The sequence below is a fragment of the Curtobacterium sp. MMLR14_002 genome (genome assembly GCF_001864975.1).
In the GTDB taxonomy this organism is placed as follows: Bacteria; Actinomycetota; Actinomycetes; order Actinomycetales; family Microbacteriaceae; genus Curtobacterium; species Curtobacterium flaccumfaciens.
On the sequence record NZ_MJGT01000051.1, the window covers coordinates 47,880 to 67,319 of the forward strand.

14 protein-coding genes, 1 tRNA gene and 1 other RNA gene are annotated in these 19,440 nt (G+C 71.9%); 6 read left to right on the forward strand and 10 right to left on the reverse strand.

Annotation, left to right across the window (positions count from 1 at the left end; genetic code table 11):
• Positions 1 to 216: 216 nt before the first annotated feature.
• An RNA gene (gene ffs / locus BIU91_RS08245) (signal recognition particle sRNA small type) lies at positions 217 to 313 on the reverse strand.
• A 37-nt stretch (positions 314 to 350) separates the two neighbouring features.
• On the opposite strand from ffs, the gene BIU91_RS08250 reads away from it, so the two are divergent.
• Complete coding sequence (locus BIU91_RS08250) at positions 351 to 1,025, forward strand: SDR family oxidoreductase (RefSeq protein ID WP_071405018.1); 675 nt, start codon at positions 351 to 353, stop codon at positions 1,023 to 1,025.
• Positions 1,026 to 1,255: 230 nt separating this feature from the next.
• On the opposite strand, the gene BIU91_RS08255 is transcribed toward BIU91_RS08250, so the two are convergent.
• Together BIU91_RS08255 and pta are read right to left on the reverse strand one after the other, a co-directional pair.
• Positions 1,256 to 2,452, reverse strand: coding sequence for an acetate kinase (locus BIU91_RS08255; RefSeq protein ID WP_071405019.1), 1,197 nt, complete (start codon positions 2,450 to 2,452; stop codon positions 1,256 to 1,258).
• A gap of 49 nt (positions 2,453 to 2,501) precedes the next feature.
• Positions 2,502 to 4,610, reverse strand: a complete 2,109-nt coding sequence (gene pta / locus BIU91_RS08260) for a phosphate acetyltransferase (protein WP_071405020.1) — start codon at positions 4,608 to 4,610, stop codon at positions 2,502 to 2,504.
• A 121-nt stretch (positions 4,611 to 4,731) separates the two neighbouring features.
• On the opposite strand from pta, the gene BIU91_RS08265 reads away from it, so the two are divergent.
• A tRNA-Ser gene (locus BIU91_RS08265) sits at positions 4,732 to 4,816 on the forward strand.
• A gap of 300 nt (positions 4,817 to 5,116) precedes the next feature.
• Positions 5,117 to 5,758, forward strand: coding sequence for a hypothetical protein (locus BIU91_RS08270; RefSeq protein WP_071405021.1), 642 nt, complete (start codon positions 5,117 to 5,119; stop codon positions 5,756 to 5,758).
• A 100-nt stretch (positions 5,759 to 5,858) separates the two neighbouring features.
• Here the strand turns inward: BIU91_RS08270 and BIU91_RS08275 are convergent, their stop codons facing one another.
• Positions 5,859 to 7,868 carry a helicase HerA-like domain-containing protein gene (locus BIU91_RS08275; protein ID WP_071405022.1) on the reverse strand — a complete coding sequence of 670 codons (2,010 nt, stop codon included), beginning with the start codon at positions 7,866 to 7,868 and terminating at the stop codon, positions 5,859 to 5,861.
• 41 nt (positions 7,869 to 7,909) lie between these two features.
• A complete protein-coding gene (locus BIU91_RS08280; protein ID WP_051596893.1) occupies positions 7,910 to 9,166 on the reverse strand; it encodes a multidrug effflux MFS transporter in 1,257 nt (418 codons plus the stop codon).
• 226 nt (positions 9,167 to 9,392) lie between these two features.
• On the opposite strand from BIU91_RS08280, the gene BIU91_RS08285 reads away from it, so the two are divergent.
• The gene (locus tag BIU91_RS08285) at positions 9,393 to 9,974 is read left to right on the forward strand and encodes a TetR/AcrR family transcriptional regulator (RefSeq protein ID WP_138803833.1); all 582 of its coding nucleotides are present in this window, start codon (positions 9,393 to 9,395) and stop codon (positions 9,972 to 9,974) included.
• An 11-nt stretch (positions 9,975 to 9,985) separates the two neighbouring features.
• Here BIU91_RS08285 and BIU91_RS08290 read toward each other — a convergent pair whose 3' ends face one another.
• From BIU91_RS08290 to BIU91_RS08310, 5 genes are all read right to left on the reverse strand, one after another.
• Positions 9,986 to 10,588, reverse strand: coding sequence for a substrate-binding domain-containing protein (locus BIU91_RS08290; protein WP_071405024.1), 603 nt, complete (start codon positions 10,586 to 10,588; stop codon positions 9,986 to 9,988).
• A gap of 1 nt (position 10,589) precedes the next feature.
• A complete protein-coding gene (locus tag BIU91_RS08295; RefSeq protein WP_071405025.1) occupies positions 10,590 to 12,032 on the reverse strand; it encodes an MFS transporter in 1,443 nt (480 codons plus the stop codon).
• A gap of 115 nt (positions 12,033 to 12,147) precedes the next feature.
• Positions 12,148 to 13,293, reverse strand: coding sequence for a cystathionine gamma-synthase (locus tag BIU91_RS08300; protein WP_056070707.1), 1,146 nt, complete (start codon positions 13,291 to 13,293; stop codon positions 12,148 to 12,150).
• A 13-nt stretch (positions 13,294 to 13,306) separates the two neighbouring features.
• Positions 13,307 to 14,671, reverse strand: coding sequence for a cystathionine beta-synthase (locus BIU91_RS08305; RefSeq protein WP_071405026.1), 1,365 nt, complete (start codon positions 14,669 to 14,671; stop codon positions 13,307 to 13,309).
• Positions 14,672 to 14,845: 174 nt separating this feature from the next.
• Positions 14,846 to 16,720, reverse strand: coding sequence for an ABC transporter ATP-binding protein (locus tag BIU91_RS08310; RefSeq protein ID WP_071405027.1), 1,875 nt, complete (start codon positions 16,718 to 16,720; stop codon positions 14,846 to 14,848).
• A gap of 126 nt (positions 16,721 to 16,846) precedes the next feature.
• On the opposite strand from BIU91_RS08310, the gene BIU91_RS08315 reads away from it, so the two are divergent.
• Positions 16,847 to 18,271: an amino acid permease gene (locus BIU91_RS08315; protein ID WP_071405028.1), complete on the forward strand. Its 1,425-nt coding sequence runs from the start codon at positions 16,847 to 16,849 to the stop codon at positions 18,269 to 18,271.
• 208 nt (positions 18,272 to 18,479) lie between these two features.
• Positions 18,480 to 19,406, forward strand: a complete 927-nt coding sequence (locus BIU91_RS08320) for a hypothetical protein (protein ID WP_071405029.1) — start codon at positions 18,480 to 18,482, stop codon at positions 19,404 to 19,406.
• The last annotated feature ends 34 nt before the right edge of the window (positions 19,407 to 19,440 follow it).

The following is a 19,440-nucleotide window of genomic DNA, read 5'->3' on the forward strand; positions in this document are numbered from 1 at the left end:
GGCGGGCGCACCCGCCACCTGATCCTCGGAATCCACCGCTGGTGAGGCGGCGGAGGCTCCTCCGCTGGTGAGGCGGTGGAGTGTCGGAATCCTGGTTGGGGATTCCTGAGGCAGATCTTTACACACGATCAGGAAGCTGTCCGCAAACATCGACGAAAAAGGACGCGAGACCTCCCGAACGGGGGGCGACACCGGGGAGCCGACTCGACCCGGAACGAAGAAGACTCCTCACGCACCCGCCAGAGCCTGGTTACCCTTGCTGCGTTTCCGCCCTGGGGGATTTGGCCTGGATGGCGTCACGTGAGGAGCCGCCGAGAAGTCTACCGGACGCGACGGGCAGACTCGAACACATGAAGATCGCCATCGCCGGAGGACACGGCCAGATCGCCCTGCTCCTCGCCCGCCAGATCACCGACGCCGGCCACGACGCCGTCGCGATCGTCCGCAACCCCGCGCACGTGGCCGACGTCGAGCAACAGGGGGCGCGTGCGATCGTCGCCGACCTGGAGCAGCTCGGCGACGACGACCTCGCGCTCCGCCTGCGCGGTGTCGATGCCGTGGTCTTCGCCGCCGGTGCCGGGCCGAACAGCGGCGCCGAACGGAAGCTCACCGTCGATCGTGACGGTGCGATCCTGCTCGCCGACGCCGCCGAGCGTGCCGGCATCGAGCGGTACGTGATGATCTCCGCGATGGCGGCCGACACCTACGACCCCGAGCTCGCCGTCGTGCCCGCGCAGGACGACGCCGCGGTGTTCCAGGTCTACCTGCGGGCGAAGGCCGAGGCGGACGCGAACCTGCGGGCCCGACGCCTCCGCTGGACGATCGTGCGTCCCGGCGGCCTGCTCGACACGCCGCCGCAAGGCACCGTGCACGTCGGCAGGACGGTCCCGCGCGGCTCGATCCCCCGCGCGGACGTCGCGACCGTCGTGCTGCACGCCCTGCTCGACGACGCCGCGGTCGGCGTGCAGTTCGAGGTCACCAGCGGCGACACCCCGATCCCCGCGGCGCTGAACGCGCTCACCTGACCCGTCGGTGCCGCCCGCACCGTGCGCGCTTCGCCACCCCGTGCGAGCTCCTCGCCGAAGGTGCCGGGCCGCGCACCGTGCGCACCTACTCACCCCGTGCGGACTTCCACGCCCCGTGCCGCGCCACAAGCGCGCACCCACCAGGCAACCCCGCACCAGCCCACGAACACCGCACCGTGCCCCCGCAACGCCGCGACGCGCCGCGCCGCGCGGCGGCACGGCGCCACGCGTCAGAGCGCGACCGCAGCCGCCTGCCGGGCGATCTCGAGCTCCTCGTTCGTCGGGATCACGAGCACCGCGACCCGTGAGCCGTCGGTGGAGATGCGGCGGGCGTCCCGCGATGCCAGCTCGTTCCGGTCCGGATCGATCTCGATGCCCAGGTGCTCGAGCCCCGCGAGCACGCGCCGCCGCAGCAGCGCGTTGTTCTCGCCGACCCCCGCGGTGAACACGACCGCATCGAGCCCGCCGAGCTGCGCCGTGTAGGCACCCACGTATCGACGGATGCGGTGGCGGTACACGGCGAGCGCCGCCTCCGCCTGCTCGTCGCCCTTGGTGGCGGCGTCCTGCACGTCCCGCATGTCACCGTTGCCGGTCAGGCCGAGCAGGCCGGACCGCTTGTTGAGCATGGTGTCGAGCTCGTCGAAGGTCATCCCGGCCTCGCGGTGCAGGTGGATGAGCACCGCGGGGTCGAGGTCACCGGAGCGGGTGCCCATCACGAGCCCCTCGAGCGGGGTGAGCCCCATCGAGGTCTCGATGGACTTGCCGCCGTCGATCGCCGCGACCGAGGCGCCGTTGCCCAGGTGCAGCACGATCGTCTTGAGCTCGGCGAGCGGCCGGTCGAGGAACTCCGCGGCCTGCTCGGAGACGTACTTGTGGCTGGTGCCGTGCATGCCGTAGCGGCGGATCCCGTACTCGGCGGCCAGGTCGGCGGGGATCGCGTACGTGTACGCGTGCGGCGGCATCGTCTGGTGGAACGCGGTGTCGAACACGGCGACGTGGGGGACGTCCGAGAAGACCTGCTTCGCGGCGCGGATCCCCTCGAGGTTCGCGGGGTTGTGCAGCGGCGCGAGGCTGTTGAGGTCCTCGATCTGCTGCTCGACCTGGTCCGTGACGACCGTCGCGCGGTCGAAGGTGGTGCCGCCGTGCACGACGCGGTGGCCGACGACGGCGGGCGGGTGCTCGTCGAACGACGGCCCGACCTTCGCGAACGCGTCGATCATCGCCTGGAACCCGGCCGCGTGGTCGGGCACCGACGCGGCGTCGTTGGACGACGACTCCCCCGTCAGCGCGTTGGTGTGCTTCCAGGCCCCGGCGGACTCGCCGATGCGCTCGACGAGCCCGGAGGCGAGCGTGCGCTCGTCCTCGAGTTCGATGAGCTGGTACTTGAACGAACTCGAGCCGGAGTTGACGACGAGGGCTGCGGTCACGGGGTGGTCACTTTCTGTCGGGCCTGGAGGCGCGGTGCGGGTCGGGCGGTCAGGCCGCGTCGGTCGCGGTGCCGGCCTGGATCGCGGTGATCGCGACGGTGTTCACGATGTCGCCCACCAGGGCGCCGCGCGACAGGTCGTTGATCGGCTTGCGCAGGCCCTGCAGGACCGGGCCGATCGCCACGGCGCCGGCCGAGCGCTGCACGGCCTTGTACGTGTTGTTGCCGGTGTTGAGGTCCGGGAAGATGAACACCGTCGCCCGCCCGGCGACCGGGGAGTCCGGCATCTTCGTCGACGCGACCGTGGGGTCGGCTGCGGCGTCGTACTGGATCGGGCCCTCGACGAGCAGGTCGGGCCGGCGTTCCCGCACGAACGCGGTGCCGGCGCGCACCTTGTCGACGTCGGCGCCGGAGCCGCTGTCGCCGGTGGAGTAGCTGAGCATCGCGACGCGGGGGTCGATGCCGAACTGGGTCGCGGTCTCGGCGGACGAGATCGCGATGTCGGCGAGCTGCTCGCTCGTCGGGTCCGGGATCACCGCGCAGTCGCCGTAGACGAGCACGCGGTCGGCGAGCGCCATCAGGAACACGCTCGACACGATCGAGGTGTCCGGACGGGTCTTGATGATCTCGAACGACGGCCGGATGGTGTGCGCGGTGGTGTGCTTCGCGCCGGAGACCATGCCGTCGGCGAGCCCGAGCTGCACCATCATCGTGCCGAAGTACGAGACGTCGGTGACGGTGTCGCGGGCGAGCTCGATCGACATCCCCTTGTGGGCGCGGAGCCGGGTGTACTCCTCGGCGAAGCGCTCACGCAGCTCGGGGTCGAACGGCGAGACGAGCTGCGCGGCCTCGAGGTCGAGGCCGAGCTCGGTCGCCCGCGTCCGGATCGCGGCGGGGTCGCCGAGGATCGTGAGCTCGCAGACCTGACGCTGCAGCAGGGTGGAGGCGGCACGGAGGATGCGGTCGTCCTCGCCCTCGGGCAGGACGATGCGCTTGCCGTAGCTGCGCGCCCGGTCGAGCAGGCCGTGCTCGAACATGAGCGGGGTGACGACCCCGGACGGGGCGAGCTGCAGGCGGTCGCGCAGGGCCTCGGCGTCGACGTGCTGCTCGAACAGGGCGAGCGCGAGGTCGGCCTTCCGTGGCGAGTCGGCTGCCAGGCGGCCACGGGTCTGGGTGATCCGGAGGGCGGTGTCGTACGTGCCGAGGTCGTTCTGCGCGATCGGCAGCGAGCTCGACAGGCCCTCGAGCAGCCGCGACACCTGCGGGGCGATCTCGAACCCGCCGTTCAGGATGACGCCGGCCAGGCTCGGGAACGTCTCGGACTGGTTGGCGAGCAGCGTGGCGATGAGGACGTCGCTCCGGTCACCGGGGACGACGACGATGCCGCCCTCGATCAGCCGGGGCAGGACGTTCTCCATGCTCATGCCCGCGACGACGGTACCGAGGGCCTCGCGGTCGAGCAGGGCGTCGTCACCGCGGACCAGGGTGGCGCCGGTGGCCTGCAGCAGGGCGCGGACGGTCGGGGCGACGAGCACGCGGTCCTCGGGGATCGCCCACACCGGCACGTCCGGGTGGTCGTCGTGCACGGCCTGCTCGACGCTCGTCACGATGGCGGCGAGGGCGTCCGGGTCGGCACGGTTCACCACGACGCCGAACAGCTGCGCGTGTGCCGCCCGCAGCTCGCTCGTCGTGACGTCCGCCACCTGCGCCATGCCCTCGGGGGTGCGGGCCGCTCGTTCGGCGGCGTCGCGGCCACCGAGCACGAGGAGCACCGGAGCGCCGAGGTTCGCGGCGACCTTCGCGTTGAAGGACAGCTCGGTGGGGCTGCCCACGTCGGTGTAGTCGGACCCGAGCACCACGACGGCGTCGCACTGCCGCTCGACCTGGGCGAACCGGGTGACGATGGTGCCGAGCGCCGCCTCGGGGTCGGCGTGCACGTCGTCGTAGGTGACCCCGACCGCGTCGTCGTACGAGATGCCAACGGCCGTGTGCTGCAGCAGCAACTCGAGCACGTAGTCGGGTTCGACGACCGAGCGGGCGACGGGCCGGAACACGCCGACGCGGCCGACGGACCGGGCGAGGGTCTCGAGGACACCGAGGGCGACGGTGCTCTTGCCCGTGTGCCCTTCTGCTGACGTGATGTAGATGCGGGTCGACACGAGGCCCAGGGTAGTCGCCGGACATGTCACGACATCTGGGAGCACCGGTGCCGACGACACGCGGTCGTGAGCACCGCGCAGAACCTGTACCATTGGGTGTCGCCGTCGCGAGACGGTGTCAGGAGAATTCGCCTAGTGGCCTATGGCGCACGCTTGGAAAGCGTGTTGGGTGCAAGCCCTCGGGGGTTCGAATCCCCCATTCTCCGCAGCGAGCAACACCGAACCACCACGAAGGACCCGCACCGGTCGGTGCGGGTCCTTCGTCGTTCCACAGTCGATCGGTCCCCCACCCTGCGGACGAGCGCGTGCCCTGTTCCCCCTCGGTTGGCCGGGAAACGCCGACCAGGGGTGGAACGGGCTGTCCCCGGTACCCGCCGGTCGCCTATGCTGGCCGAGCGAACGGCTCCGGGACGAGCCGACCGCGGTGCATCGAGCGGCAGGGGCGTCGCTCGGAGGGCGTGCTGATCAGCGTGCCCGGAACACCCGAGGGGACGAGGAGACGCGCCATGGGGGACACCACCGTGCCCGCAGTGCCCGTGCGGCCCGCCGTCTTCGACACGGTCCTCCGTCCGCGCCGGTCCCTCGTCCGTTCCACCGCGCTGAGCATCGCCTTCTCGGCCGTGCCGCTCGCCGTCGCCCTGGTCTGGGTCTCGTTCCCGTTCCGCACGTGGGCCGTGTTCGCCGGCATCGTCGTCGCGATGGCCGCGGCCGTCGGCATCGTGTTCGTGCGACTGCACACCGCGTTCATCGGGATCGACGACGACGGCCTGACGATCCGCGGGGTCCTCACGGCGCACCGGCGGATCCCCCGCGAGCGCGTGCACAGCCTGGTGCTCGCCACGACCTTCGGCTCGTCGGTGGACCGGACCGTCCGGGAACTCGTCGCCTTCGACCGGACCGGCACCCACCTCTTCCGGCTCCGCGCCGACGTGTGGGGGGACGACGGGCTCGACCGGGTCGTCGACGCGCTCGGCGTGCAGGTCGTCGAAGAGTCGCGGCCGGTCTCCGCCCGCACCTTCGCGAAGCGCTACCCGACGAGCCGCGCCTGGTACGAGCAGCGGTCGGCGTTCCTGCTCGTCGGCGGCCTCGTCGTGCTGGTCGTCGGCGGGCTGCTCGCCGTCGAGTTCGCCGGCCTCAAAGCCCGCTGACCCACCGGCGGACCGGCCAGCGGCCACCGCACGGCACCCGTCAGCACGGCACCCGTCGACGCGGCACCCGTCAGCACGGCACCCGTCGACGCGGCACCCGTCAGCGCCGACGCCGCAGCGTCGAGAAGATCCCGCGCACCACTTCCTTCGCGATGGTCCCGCCCAGCCCGGAGCCGAGCAGGTCCGACAGCGGGTCACCCGCGGTTCGCCGCGTCCCGGACCGCTGCGTCCCGGATCGCCGCGTCCCGCCCGACCGATCGGAGCCGCCGGACCGATCGGAACGCCGCGCCTCCGACGCTCGCTCGGCCCGCTCGAACTCCCGCTGCTGCCGCTCGTACTCCTGCTGGGCATCCGCCGACGCGTCCGCCGCGGTAGCAGCGGCCTCGTCGGCTGCGGCAGCGGCGTCGGCCGCAGCGGCCGCCGACTCCATCCGGCGCGCGAGCACCTCGCGCGCTGAGTCCGGGTCGACGCGGGTGCCGTAGGTCGACAGGAGCGGTGAGGCCTGCACCCGTGCGGCCATCTCGTCGGCCGGCATCGGGTCCATCGACCCCTGGGGTGCGCGCAGCCGGGTCCACGCGACGGGGGTCGGCGCGCCCCGCTCGTTCATCACCGTGACGATCGCCTCGCCGGTCGCGAGCGACGTGAGCACCTCGCCCAGGTCGTAGTCGCTCGTCGGGTAGGTCGACACCGTCGCCCGGAGCGCCTTCGCGTCGTCCGGGGTGTGGGCGCGGAGCTGGTGCTGGATGCGCGACCCGAGCTGCGCCAGCACGTCGTTCGGCACGTCCTTCGGGGTCTGCGTCACGAAGAAGACCCCGACGCCCTTCGACCGGATGAGCCGCACGGTCCGCACGATCTGCTCGGTGAAGTCCTTCGACGCCCCGGTGAACAGCAGGTGCGCCTCGTCCAGGAAGAACACCAGCTTCGGCTCGTCCTGGTCGCCCACCTCCGGCAGCTCGTTGAACAGGTCCGCCAGCAACCACATCAGGAACGTCGAGAAGACCTCCGGCCGGTCCTGCACACCGGGCACCTCGAGCAGGCTGACGATCCCGCGCCCGTCCGCCGCCGTCCGCAGGAACACCTGCGTGTCGATCTCGGGCTCGCCGAAGAACTGGTCGGCCCCCTGGTCGGCGAAGGTGACGAGCTCCCGCAGGATCACCCCGGCGGTCTGCTTCGACAGGCCCCCGAGCTCGGCGAGCTCCCCCTTGCCCTGCTCGCTCACCAGGAACGTCAGCACGCTCTGCAGGTCGTCGAGGTCCACCAGCGCGAGACCCTGCTGCGTGGCGTAGTGGAACACCAGCCCGAGCGAGGACTCCTGCGTGTCGTTCAGGCCGAGCACCTTCGACAGCAGCAGCGGCCCGAACCCGGAGACGGTGGCACGGATCGGCACGCCGGTGCCCTGCCCGCCCAGTGAGAACAGCTCGGCCTGGCTCGCGACACCCTGCCACTGCTGGCCGATGCCCGCGGTGCGGTCGAGCAGCTTGTCGTTCGCCTGTCCCGCGACGGCCAGACCCGACAGGTCGCCCTTCACGTCGGCGGCGAACACCGGCACCCCGTTCGCCGCGATCTGCTCGGCGAGCACCTGCAGCGTGCGGGTCTTGCCGGTGCCGGTCGCCCCGGCCACCAGCCCGTGCCGGTTCAGCATCGCGAGCGGGATCCGGACCTGCACCTCGGGCACCGCTGCGCCGTTGACCAGGGCACCGAGTTCGATCGCGCCGCCGTCGACGGCGTAGCCGTCACGGATGGCCGCGACCGCGTCCGGTCCGAGCGGGCCGGCTTCTGCACGGACGGGAGGCACGGTGCCGGTCGCCGCCGTCGCCACCGGATCCGGGGCGGTCGCGTCGACCGCCGCGGCAGGGGTGGTGGGAGCCGGTGCGGCCGCAGGGGCGGGCTCCGCGTCGGGCGCGAGCCGCGCCTCCAGGCCGGTGGGTGGCGGGGACCCGACGACCGCGGGTTCCGCGTCCGCGGTGAGGACCGCCTGCTCCTCCGCCGCCAGTGCGGCGGCGAGCTCCTCGGCTCGCCGCGCCGCTTCGTCGGCGAGCCGACGTGCCTCGTCGGCGGCCTGTCTCGCTGCCTCGGCAGCCGCCCGTGCCCGCTCCGTCGCGTCGCTCATGGGCACAGCCTAGGGACCGGAGCGCGCGGCGGTCCGGGTCGTCAGTGCGTGAGCGCGGGGACCGTCCGGGGGCGGACCACGAACCAGAGCATCAGGATCGCGACGGCGGCGGTCGACGCCATCACCATCGCCATCGGGGTGGCCGTCGTGATGCCGAGCCAACCGACCACCGGCGAGATGAGCCCGGCGACGCCGAAGTTCAGGGCGCCGAGCACCGAGGCGGCTGTTCCCGCCTCTTTCCCGTGGGCGGCGAGACCGATGACCTGCACGAGCGGGAACGAGAACCCGCACGCGGCGATGAAGAACCACAGCGGGACGAGCACGCCGACCAGACCGGCCCCGAGCTGGTCGAGGACGATGATCGCGAGCGACGCCAGCAGCAGGGTCGCGGTCGAGCACGCCAGGATCCACTGCGGACCGACCCGCTGGGCGAGCCGCGACGAGATCTGCACGCCGAGGACGACCCCGACGGAGTTGACGGCGAAGAGCAGCCCGTACTGCTGCGCGTCGAGCCCGTAGACCTGCTGGAACAGGAACGGTGACGCGCTGAGGTACGAGAACAGTCCGCTGAACACCATGGCGCCGATGAGCGCGACGCCGACGAAGATCCGGTCGGAGAACAGCGCCTTGTAGCGCTGGCCGATGGTGGAGTGCCCCGCCTCGTGCCGGCGGGCCGGCGGCAGGGTCTCGACGATGAGCAGGATCGAGGCGATGACCACCGCCAGGCCGTAACAGGCGAGGAAGACGAAGATGCCGCGCCAGCTGGTGAACTGCAGCATCTGCGAACCGATGAGCGGCGCGAGGATCGGCGCGAGGCCGTTCACCATCGCCAGGCGGGACAACATGCGCACCAGCGGCTTGCCGCCGAACAGGTCACGCACCGTCGCCATCGCGACCACACCACCGGCTGCGGCGCCCATGCCCTGCAGCACGCGGAACACCGCGAGCAGCTCGATGTCCGGCGCGGTCGCGGCACCGATCGACGCGGCGATGTGCACCGTCGTCGCGATGATCAGCGGCAGTCGGCGGCCCACCTTGTCACTCCACGGGCCGACCAGGAGCTGCCCGATGGCGAAGCCGAGCGTCGTCGCGGTGAGCGTCAGCTGGACCGCGCCGTCGGTGACGCTGAACTGGTCCTTGATCGCCGGGAACGCCGGCAGGTACAGGTCGATCGTGAACGGCCCGAGCGCCGTGAGGGCGCCCAGGACGAAGACGTAGACGAGTCGCTGCCCGCGGGAGAGCGAGTCTCCCGGGTGCAGGACGACCCGGAGCGAACCGGTGGTGGCGGGCGCGGTCACGAGACAGGAGTCCTTCGACGATGAGGGGGCGGGGGTGATCGCGGGTCGATCGAATCGATTCGTCCGCGGAACCATCCTACGGTCGCCGGTGCCTGCTCGGCGCCGCCGGTGCCGGCCGCCCGCGTGAAGCGGCTCGTGCTGCCCCTCGGCCCGGCGCGGACCATGCGGTAGCGTCGGGTTGCTCGGGGGCCTTCCGGGTGAAGCGGATCAGAAGGGGGTGGGCGTCATGGTGGATGCCCGGATCCTGCACACCACTGCAGCGCTGCGCGAGGCGATCCTGCGACTCGCCGCGGACCGACCGGTCTCGGAGATCACCGTCGCCGACGTCACGCGTGCCGCCGGCATCAACCGGGCCACGTTCTACTCGCACGCCGTCTCCCCCGGGTCGCTGCTCGCCGACGTCCTGACGCCGGAACTCGACCGCATCCGGCAGGACGACGCCGACGAGCGCCGGGCCGCCGCCGATCGGGGCGCCGGAGCCGATGAGCTCGCGGCCATCACCCGGCGCGGCATCAACGCCGTCGTCGAGCACGTGACGACGCACCGCGACATCTACGGCAAGGCGCTGCCGGACCCGAACGACGCCTCGCTGCACCGGCTGCTCGTCGAGCACTTCACGGTGTCGAGCGCCCTGCACATCCGCGAGCTCGACCCCGCCCACCGGCCCGACCTGCTCGACGACGTCGCCGCGGGGTTCGTGGCGCAGGGCTTCGTCGGGGCGATCGAGGCCTGGCTCGCCGGGCCCCGCCGGTCGCGGAAGGCGCTGGTCGAGACGATCACGCTGTCGTTCCCCGCGTGGTGGAGCTGAGCGGACCGCTCCTACTCGGCGTCCGTCGTGTCGCCGTCCGTCGGGTCGGTCTCCGGCTTCTCGCCGCGCTGCAGGGACTCCACGACGTCGACCGCCGTCGCCGCGGTGTCGGCGTCGTCGCCCCCCGACGGCACGCGGTAGTCGGCGGACACCCCGTCGCCACCAGTGCCGGTCGCGGGCAGCGGATCACCGAGGGACACGACGACGACCCCGGCGTCGTGGGCGGTCTGGATCACGCCGGTCAGCGCGGACGGTCGGGCGGCGTGCACGAGCAGGGCCTTGGCCCCCTTCCGCACGAGCTGGGCGACCGCGGTCCGCTGCGACGCCGCTGCACCCGATGCCGGAGCGACCCGGACGTCCGGCCGGAACCCGGCGTCCGTCAGGTCGGTGCGGAGCCGGTCGGCGAGTGCCGCGTCGTCGTGCACCAGGACGACACCGATCACGGCCTGCTGGTCGAAACCGCCGTCGGAGCTGGTCAGGTCGGTGCTCTGCACGGGTGTGGGGGCAGCCGACGTCGTGCCCTGGCACCCGGCCAGGGTCAGGGCCGCCGCCAGGGCAACGGTCACGGCGACGATGCGCAGCACGGTGGTCTCCTCTTCGGTCCGGTCTGCCACGCTACCCGGCGGCCGGGCCGTGCGACGACGGAGTCCGCGACGGGACTGTTCCGCCCGGGCCTGCCGGGGCTGTCGTCACCGGCGCAGGCACGGGGCCGAGCCGTCGGACGGCCGCGATCGCCAGCGCGGCGAACCCGATCATCGCCGCGAACACCAGGGGGAACGACACGGTGCCGTCGGCGCCACCGGTCGCGGTGAAGAGCAGGCCGGTCACCGCGAGACCGATCACGCTGCCCGCGGCATCAGCGATCGTCAGGGCCGAGCTCGCGAACCCGTCGTCGCCCTCGCCGGAGAACCGCAGCGTCAGCATCGAGGCGCGCGGGTAGATCGCGCCCATGCCCGCACCACCGACGAACCAGCCGGCGACCAGCACCCACCACGACAGGTCGAACGTCGCGACCGCGAGCGCGGTCACCAGACTGACGAGCACCAGCGTCAGCCCGACCCCGAAGGTGCGCCGGGCGGTGAGCCGCCGCTCCCCCAGACGACCGTGCGCCCAGCTCGACGCGGCCCAGCTGAGTGCCGCCACCGTCAGGGCGAGCCCGGCGGCAGACGGCGACAGCCCGTGTTCGGCCTGCAGCAGGAACGGCACGTACGCCTCGCTCCCGAAGAACGACGCGGCGACGAGCCCGCGCAGCAGCACGACCGACGGCAGCCCGGCCGCGGCGCGGAACGTCCCGGTGGGCAGCAGCGGCCGCAGGGCGAACCAGGTGCCCACCAGCCCGATGACGACGGCCGCGACCATGCCCCACGGGGTCAGGTCGGGCGCGACGTTGAGCAGCAGGATCGACACGGCCGCGGCCACCGACCACCCGATCCGGACCCGCTGCCACGGCGGGCGGAGCGACGCGGCCGGGGCGTGCAACCGGCCGAGGGTCGGCACGAGCAGGACGAACGCGGCCAGCGCGATCACCAGGGCCCCGGCGAAGACCCAGTGCCAGTTCCAGGTGTCGGTGACGATGCCGGCCAGCGCGGGACCGATCAGCGCGGGGACGACCCAGGCCGCGGCGAACCCGGCGAACACCGGTCCGTGCAGCTCGGCGGGGAAGATCCGGGCGACCAGCACGTACAGCACCACGTCGATCGCCCCGGCGCCGAACCCCTCGATGAGGCGCCCCGCCAGGAACACCTCCATGGTCGGCGCGAGCATCACCACGGCGGTCCCCACGGCGAAGAAGACCGCCGACACCCAGGCCACGATCCGTCCGCCCGCGCGGTCGGCCCAGTTGCCGGCGAGGACCATGCCGGGCACCCCGGCGGCGAGTGGCGCGGCGAAGGCGAGCGCGTACAGGGTCTCGCCGTCGAGGTCGCGGCTGATCACCGGCATGATCGTCGTCATCGCCAGGTTCTGGAACGCCGCGACGCCGACGATCGCGACCATGCCGATCGTCGCGAGGGCGTACGGCCCGCTCAGCAGGCTGGTCCGCGACGCCGTTGTGCTCACCTACGACATCGTAGGGGTGGGCGCCGACGACACGGTGGCGCGTCCCGCGTCCCGCGTCCCGCGTCCCGAGTCCCGCGTCAGCAGTGCCCGCGTCACCGCGGCAGCAGGGCCCGCTTCAGCGCGCCAGCGCCTGCTCCAGGTCCGCCACCAGGTCGCCGGCGTCCTCGATGCCCACCGACAGGCGGACCACGTTCTCCGGCACGGCCAGCTCGGTGCCCTTCACCGACGCGTGGGTCATCTCGCTCGGGTACCCGATGAGCGACTCCACACCGCCGAGCGACTCGGCCAGGGCGAACAGCTCCGTCGACTCCGCGAACCGCTTCGCCGCCTCGGCGCCGCCGGACAGCGCGACCGAGAGCATCCCGCCGAAGCCGCGCATCTGGCGGGCGGCGACGTCGTGCCCCGGGTGGTCGGGCAGGCCCGGGTAGTAGACGCGCTCGACGCCGGGCGCGACGACGAGCGCCTCGGCGACGGCCTGCGCGTTCCGCGAGTGCCGCTCCATGCGCACCGCGAGCGTCTTGATGCCACGGGTGGTCAGGTAGGCGTCGAACGGCGAGGAGATCGCGCCCGCGCCGAACTGCAGGAACTGCACCTTCGCCGCGAGCTCCTCGTCCGCCAGCACGACGGCTCCGCCGACGACGTCGGAGTGTCCGCCGAGGTACTTCGTCGTCGAGTACACGACGACGTCGGCACCGAGCGACAGCGGCTGCTGCAGGTACGGCGACGCGAACGTGTTGTCGACGACCACCAGGGCGCCCGACTCGTGGCCGAGGGTCGCGAGCGCGGCGATGTCGGCGATCTTCATGAGCGGGTTCGTCGGCGTCTCGACCCACAGCACGGTGGTGGCCGGAGCCCCCTGCAGGGCTGCGCGGACCTGGTCGAGGTCGCTCATGTCGACGACGACGAGCTCGACGCCCCACGGCACGTGCAGCCGGCTCACCAGGCGGTGGGTGCCGCCGTACACGTCGTTGCCCATCACGACGCGGCCACCGGGGACCAGCGCGGCGCGGAGCAGGGCGTCCTCGGCGGCGAGCCCGGACGCGAACGACGACGCCGCGACGCCGCCGTCGAGGTCGGCCAGGAGGACCTGCAGCGAGTCACGCGTCGGGTTGCCGGCGCGCGAGTACTCGTACCCGTTGCGCATGCCGCCGACGCCGTCCTGCACGTACGTCGACGTCAGGTGGATCGGCGGGATGACGGCGCCGGTGGTCTCGTCGGGCTCCTGGCCGGCGTGGACGGCCCGGGTGCTGAACTCGGTCATGCTCGGTGGTTCCTTACTCGGAGAGGTAGGTGAGGAGGTCGTGCCGGGTCAGCACGGTGACGGGCTTGCCGTCCGCGACGACGAGGAGCGCGTCGGCCGACTCGAGCGCACGACGCGCCGCGGAGACCGACTCGCCGACGCCGATGAGCGGCAGCGGGTCGCCGACGAAGCCGGTGAGCGCGTCCGACATCTTCGCGGTGCCGGTGAAGACCTGCTCGAGCAGCGCCTTCTCCTCGACGGCGCCGACGACCTCGCCGATGACGACGGGCGGCTCCGCGCTGAGCACGGGCATCTGCGAGACGCCGTACTTGGTCATGATGTCGACGACGTCGCGCACGGTGTCCGCCGGGTGCGCGTGCACGAGGTCGGGCAGGCGGCCGTCCTTGCCGGCGATGAGCGAGCCGACGGTGCGCTCGTCGTCGGTCTCGGCGAAGCCGTAGGAGCGCATCCACCGGTCGTTGAAGATCTTGCCGAGGTAGCCGCGGCCGCCGTCCGGCAGCAGCACGACGACGACGTCGTCGTCGGTCAGGTCACGGGCCGCGCGGAGCGCCGCGACGACGGCCATGCCGCTCGAGCCGCCGACGAGCAGTCCTTCTTCGCGCGCCAGGCGCCGGGTCATCGCGAAGGAGTCGGCGTCCGACACGGCGATGATCTCGTCCGGCACGCCGGCGTCGTACGCGCTCGGCCAGAAGTCCTCGCCGACACCCTCGACCAGGTACGGGCGACCGGTGCCGCCGGAGTACACGGAGCCCTCGGGGTCGGCCCCGACGATGCGGACGCCGCCGTCGGACGCCTCCTTCAGGTACCGTCCGGTGCCCGAGATCGTGCCGCCGGTGCCGACGCCCGCGACGAAGTGGGTGATCTGCCCCTCGGTGTCGCGCCAGATCTCCGGACCGGTGGTCTCGTAGTGGCTGCGGGGACCGTTCGGGTTCGCGTACTGGTTCGGCTTGTAGGCGCCGGGGATCTCCTGCACGAGCCGGTCCGACACCGAGTAGTAGGACTCGGGGTGCTCCGGCGCGACCGCGGTCGGGGTCACGACGATCTCGGCGCCGTACGCCGTCAGCACGTTGCGCTTGTCCTCGCCGACCTTGTCGGGCAGCACGAAGACGCACCGGTAGCCGCGCTGCTGTGCGACCAGCGCCAGACCGACGCCGGTGTTGCCGGAGGTCGGTTCGACGATGGTGCCGCCGGGGCGCAGGTCACCGGAGGCCTCGGCCGCGTCGATGATCCGGGTGGCGATGCGGTCCTTGGACGACCCACCGGGGTTCAGGTACTCGACCTTCACCAGGATGGTCGCCCGCACCCCCTCGGTCACCCGGTTGAGCTTGACGAGCGGGGTGTCGCCGACGAGGTCGACGACGGAGTTCGCGTAACGCACGGCGTCGAGTCTAGGACGCGGTCCCCGCGTCCCGCTGGGATGTGTCGCGCGCGGACAACGCACCGTGATCCCGCGGCGGGCGACGTGCTCTGGTCGCGCTGCGCGCCGGACGGGAGGCCCGTGCGGACGCCGCCACGGGCCTCCTGTCCGGCGCCCGGTCGCGACCACGACCGGTCAGGGCCGGACGACGTCCGCCGACGTGTTCTGCTGCCGGTGCAGCTGGGCGTACGTGCCGTCGAGGGCGAGGAGTTCGTCGTGCGTGCCCTGCTCGACGATCTGCCCGTGGTCCAGGACGAAGATGACGTCGGCGTCGCGGATCGTCGACAACCGGTGCGCGATCGAGATGGTGGTTCGACCGGCCGCCGCCGTGTCGAGCGCCGTCTGCACGACGTGTTCCGAGATGGAGTCGAGTGCACTGGTGGCCTCGTCGAGGACGAGCACAGGCGGGTCCTTCAGCATGACCCGCGCGATGGCGATGCGCTGCTTCTCGCCACCGGACAGGCGGTAGCCGCGCTCCCCCACGACGGTGTCGTAACCGTCCGGGAACGACGCGATCGTGTCGTGGATGTTCGCCGCACGGGCCGCACGCTCGAGCTCGTCGTCGGTGGCGTCGGGCTTGGCGTACCGCAGGTTCTCGCCGATCGTGGCGTGGAACAGGTACGTCTCCTGGCTGACGATGCCGACGTGCCGCATCAGGTCCTCGTGCACCAGGTCGCGGACGTCCTGCCCGGCGAACCGCACCGATCCCTCGGTCGCCTCGTACAGCCGGGGCACCAGGTAGGACACCGTCGTCTTGCCCGCGCCGGAGGGACCGACGAAGGCCGCGAACTGCCCGGGGCGGAGCTCGAACGACACCCCGCGCAGGGTCGGCTTGTCGGCTTCGCCGTCGGGGTAGGTGAAGACGACGTCGTCGAAGGCGACGTGGCCGACCTTCGACTCGTCCACGGGCCGGGCGGTCGGCGAGTCCGTGATGGCCGGCTTGAGGTCGAAGTACTCGAAGATGCGGGCGAAGAGCGCACCGGAGGTCTGCAGGTCGAGGACCACGCGCAGCAGCCCGACCGTCGGGAACAGGAGCCGGGACTGCACCGTCGTGAACGCGACGATCGTGCCGGCCGTGATCGGGACGTCGCCGATGATCAGGTACGCGGCGACGACGTAGATGATCGCCGGGATGATCGACAGGAAGATCTGCACGATCGCGAAGAACCACTGCCCGGACATCTGCTGGCGGACCTGCAGGGTGATCTGGTTGCGGTTCTCGTCCCCGTAGCGGCGGGTCTCGCTGGCCTGCTGGTTGAAGCTCTTCGCCAGCAGGATGCCCGAGACGCTCAACGCCTCTTGGGTGATGGCCGTCATGTCGGACAGCGACTCCTGCGTCTGCGCGGCGATGCGGGCGCGGACCTGGCCGACGCGGCGCTGCGCGATCACGAGCAGCGGCAGCAGGACCACGGCGACCAGCGTCATCTGCCAGCTCAGCAGGAGCATCGCGACCACGGCGGCGATCACGGTCACGGTGTTGCCGAGCACCGACGAGATCGTGTTGTTCAGCACGCTCGCCACGCCGCCGACGTCGTTCTGCAGGCGTGACTGGATGACGCCGGTCTTGGTGCGGGTGAAGAACGCGAGTTCCATTCGCTGCAGGTGCGCGAACAGGCGCATCCGCATCGCACCCATGACCTTGTTGCCGACCGTCGCGGTCAGGTACGTCTGCCAGACGCCGACCCCGGCGCTCGCGATCCAGAGCAGGACCATCGCGGACACGAGCTCGATCAGCACCGGGACGTCGGGGCGACCCGACGGCGGGAACAGCCCACGGTCGAACGCCTGCTGGGTGAGCAGTGGCGGCACGACCGAGATGGCCGCACCGATCAGCACGAGGACGACCGTGAGCATGATCGCCCGGCGGTGCGGCTCGAACAGCGCGGCGATGCGCCGGACCAGGTGCGGGATCCTCGGCGCCTCGGCGTTGGCGGCCTTCTGCGCGCGGAAGTCGCCGCTCGAGATGCGCCCGCCCCCGCGCGGACCGCCGCCTCGCCCGCCGTGTCCCATGCTCATGGAGCCACCGTAGCCCCGCGCTCGGACATCGACCGCCCTGTCCACAGCACCGCAGTATTTGACCCCGTTCAGGGGGCGTGCGAGCATGTGCCGTCCCCGTCCCCGCACCACCGAGGTCCCATGTCGTCCGCGCCGTCACGTCCCACGTCCCTGGGGGCCCAGCTCGCCCGCCGCAAGCCGATCGAGCAGCTGCAGGCCGAAGCCTCCCGCGGTGTGAACGGTGAACCGCTCCGTCGGTCGCTCGGGGTCTGGCAGCTCACGATGATCAGCGTCGGGGCCACGCTCGGCACCGGCATCCTGGTCGTCCTCGGCACCGCGGTCCCGCTCGCCGGTCCCGCCGCCTGGATCTCGTTCGTCGTCGCGGGGATCGCCGCGCTGCTGTCCGCGCTGTCGTACGCCGAGATGGCGGGCGCCGTCCCGACCTCGGGGTCCAGCTACTCGTACACCTACGCGACGATGGGCGAGGGCATCGCCTGGATCTGCGGCTGGTGCCTCGTGCTCGAGTACGCCGTCTCGGTGGCCGCGGTCGCCGTGGGTGCCAGCGAGTACGTCGACGAGACCCTCCGCGTGTTCGGCCTGCACCTGCCCACCGCGCTCTCCGCTCCCCCGGTCGACGGCGGCGTGGTCAACCTGCCCGCGGCGGTCCTGGTCCTGCTCGCCACCGCCGTGCTGCTGCCCGGTGCCCGCGAGAGCGCCTGGGTGAACACGGTCATGGTGATCGTGAAGATCGCCCTGCTGGTCTTCTTCGTCGTCGTGGCGTTCACGGCGTTCCGGGCGCAGAACTTCGAGCCGCTGGCCCCGATGGGCGCCGCCGGGGTCACCGCCGCCGCGTCACGGCTCTTCTTCTCGTACATCGGCTTCGACGCCGCCTCGACCGCGGGTGAAGAGGCGAAGGACCCCCGCCGCGACCTGCCCCGGGCGATCATCGGCTCCATCGCGCTCATCACCGCGCTGTACATCCTCGTCGCGATCGCTGCCGTCGGGGCCCGCTCGTGGACCGCGTTCTCGTCGTCCGAGGCGTCGCTCGTCCGCATCGTCGTCGACGTCACGGGGCAGCCGCTGGTCGCCCTCGTGTTCTCGATCGGCGCCGTCGTCGCCATCGCCAGCGTCGTGCTCACCGTGCTGTACGGCCAGACCCGCATCCTGCTCACGATGTCCCGCGACGGTCTGGTGCCGAAGGTCTTCGGCCGGGTCTCCCGCCGCACCGGCACCCCGATCGCGAACACGCTCATCATCGGGATCGCCGTGACGATCGTCGCCGCGCTCGTGCCCCTCGGGGAACTCGCTGACGCCACGAGCATCGGCACCCTCGTCGCCTTCGCCCTGGTGAACGTTTCCGTCATCGTGCTCCGCCGATCGCAGCCCGACCTGGAGCGCTCGTACCGGGTGCCGCTGTTCCCCGTCGTGCCGGTCCTCGGCACCCTGAGCTGCGTGCTGCTCGCGGTGTTCCTCGGCGCCACCACCTGGATCGCCTTCGGCATCTGGATGGTCGCCGGCGCCCTGCTCTACCTGGCCTACGGCCGCCGCCACAGCACCCTGCGCTGACGCGCCCGCGTCGCGCCGCGCCGCCCGCCCGCCCGCGCCGACATCACGCGCTCACCGACACTTCACGCGCGCCGTCGCCCGCAAACTGTCGGTGAGCGCGTGAACTCGCGACGCGGTTCCTCGTCCACAGCTGCCACGTCGAGACCACGTCGTCCACAGATGTCCCGTCGCGACACCGTCGGCTGCGGACGACGACGAACATCACGGCATGAACGAGAGCACCCACCGCCCGCACCTGCTCCGTGCCACCGGACAGGACCCGACCAACGCGCGACTCCTGCAACGCCGGCACACCTCGGGGTCGCTGGTTCGCCTCCTCGCGGGCGTGTACATCGCGACCGACGAGTGGAACGCGCTGAGCTCCGTCGGCCAGCACCTCGCCCGAGCACGGGCGATCGCGCCACGGCTGCGTCGTGGCTCGGTGTTCTCCCACGTCACCGCCGCGCTGATCCACGGCTGGCCACTGGTCGGGGACGCACCCGATCGGGTCCACGTGGTCGACCCAGCTGTCCCGGTCATCCAACACCGAGCCGGTCTCGTCCGACATCCGAGCGGTCCGGCGCCGCGGACGGCTGCGACGGCGTTCGACGGCGTACCGGTCACGGCTCCCCTGGACACGGCGACGGAGCTCATCACGACAGGGTCGCCCCACGTCGCTGCCGTGGCCGTCGATGCCGGCGTCCGTCTGGGGGTGCTCACCTCGGACGACCTCCGCGGCGTGGTCCCCGTCCGTCCTGCACGCGGCTCCGTGCACGCCGAGACGGTCCTCTCGGCGCTCGATGCACGGCACGAGTCCGTCGGCGAATCGTTCGCTGCGATCCGGTTCGTGCAGGTCGGGCTCCCTTCGTGTGAGCCGCAGGTCGAGTTCCGGCACCTTGACGGCACAGTCGACCGCGTCGACTTCTGGTTCCCGTCGCTCGGCGTCGTCGTCGAGTTCGACGGCCGGCAGAAGTACGTCGACCCGTCGATGCTGCAGGGGCGCGATCCCGCGGACGTCCTCTGGGCCGAGAAACGTCGTGAGGACCGGCTTCGTGCGCTCCCCGCAGTCAGGGCCGTCATCCGCGTGACCTGGTGGCACCTCGTCGAGCCCGACCGCCTCGTTGCGCTCTTCCGCTCGCATGGCGTCCTCATCTGAGCTGTACGAGCTCACGCGCTGACCGACACTTCAC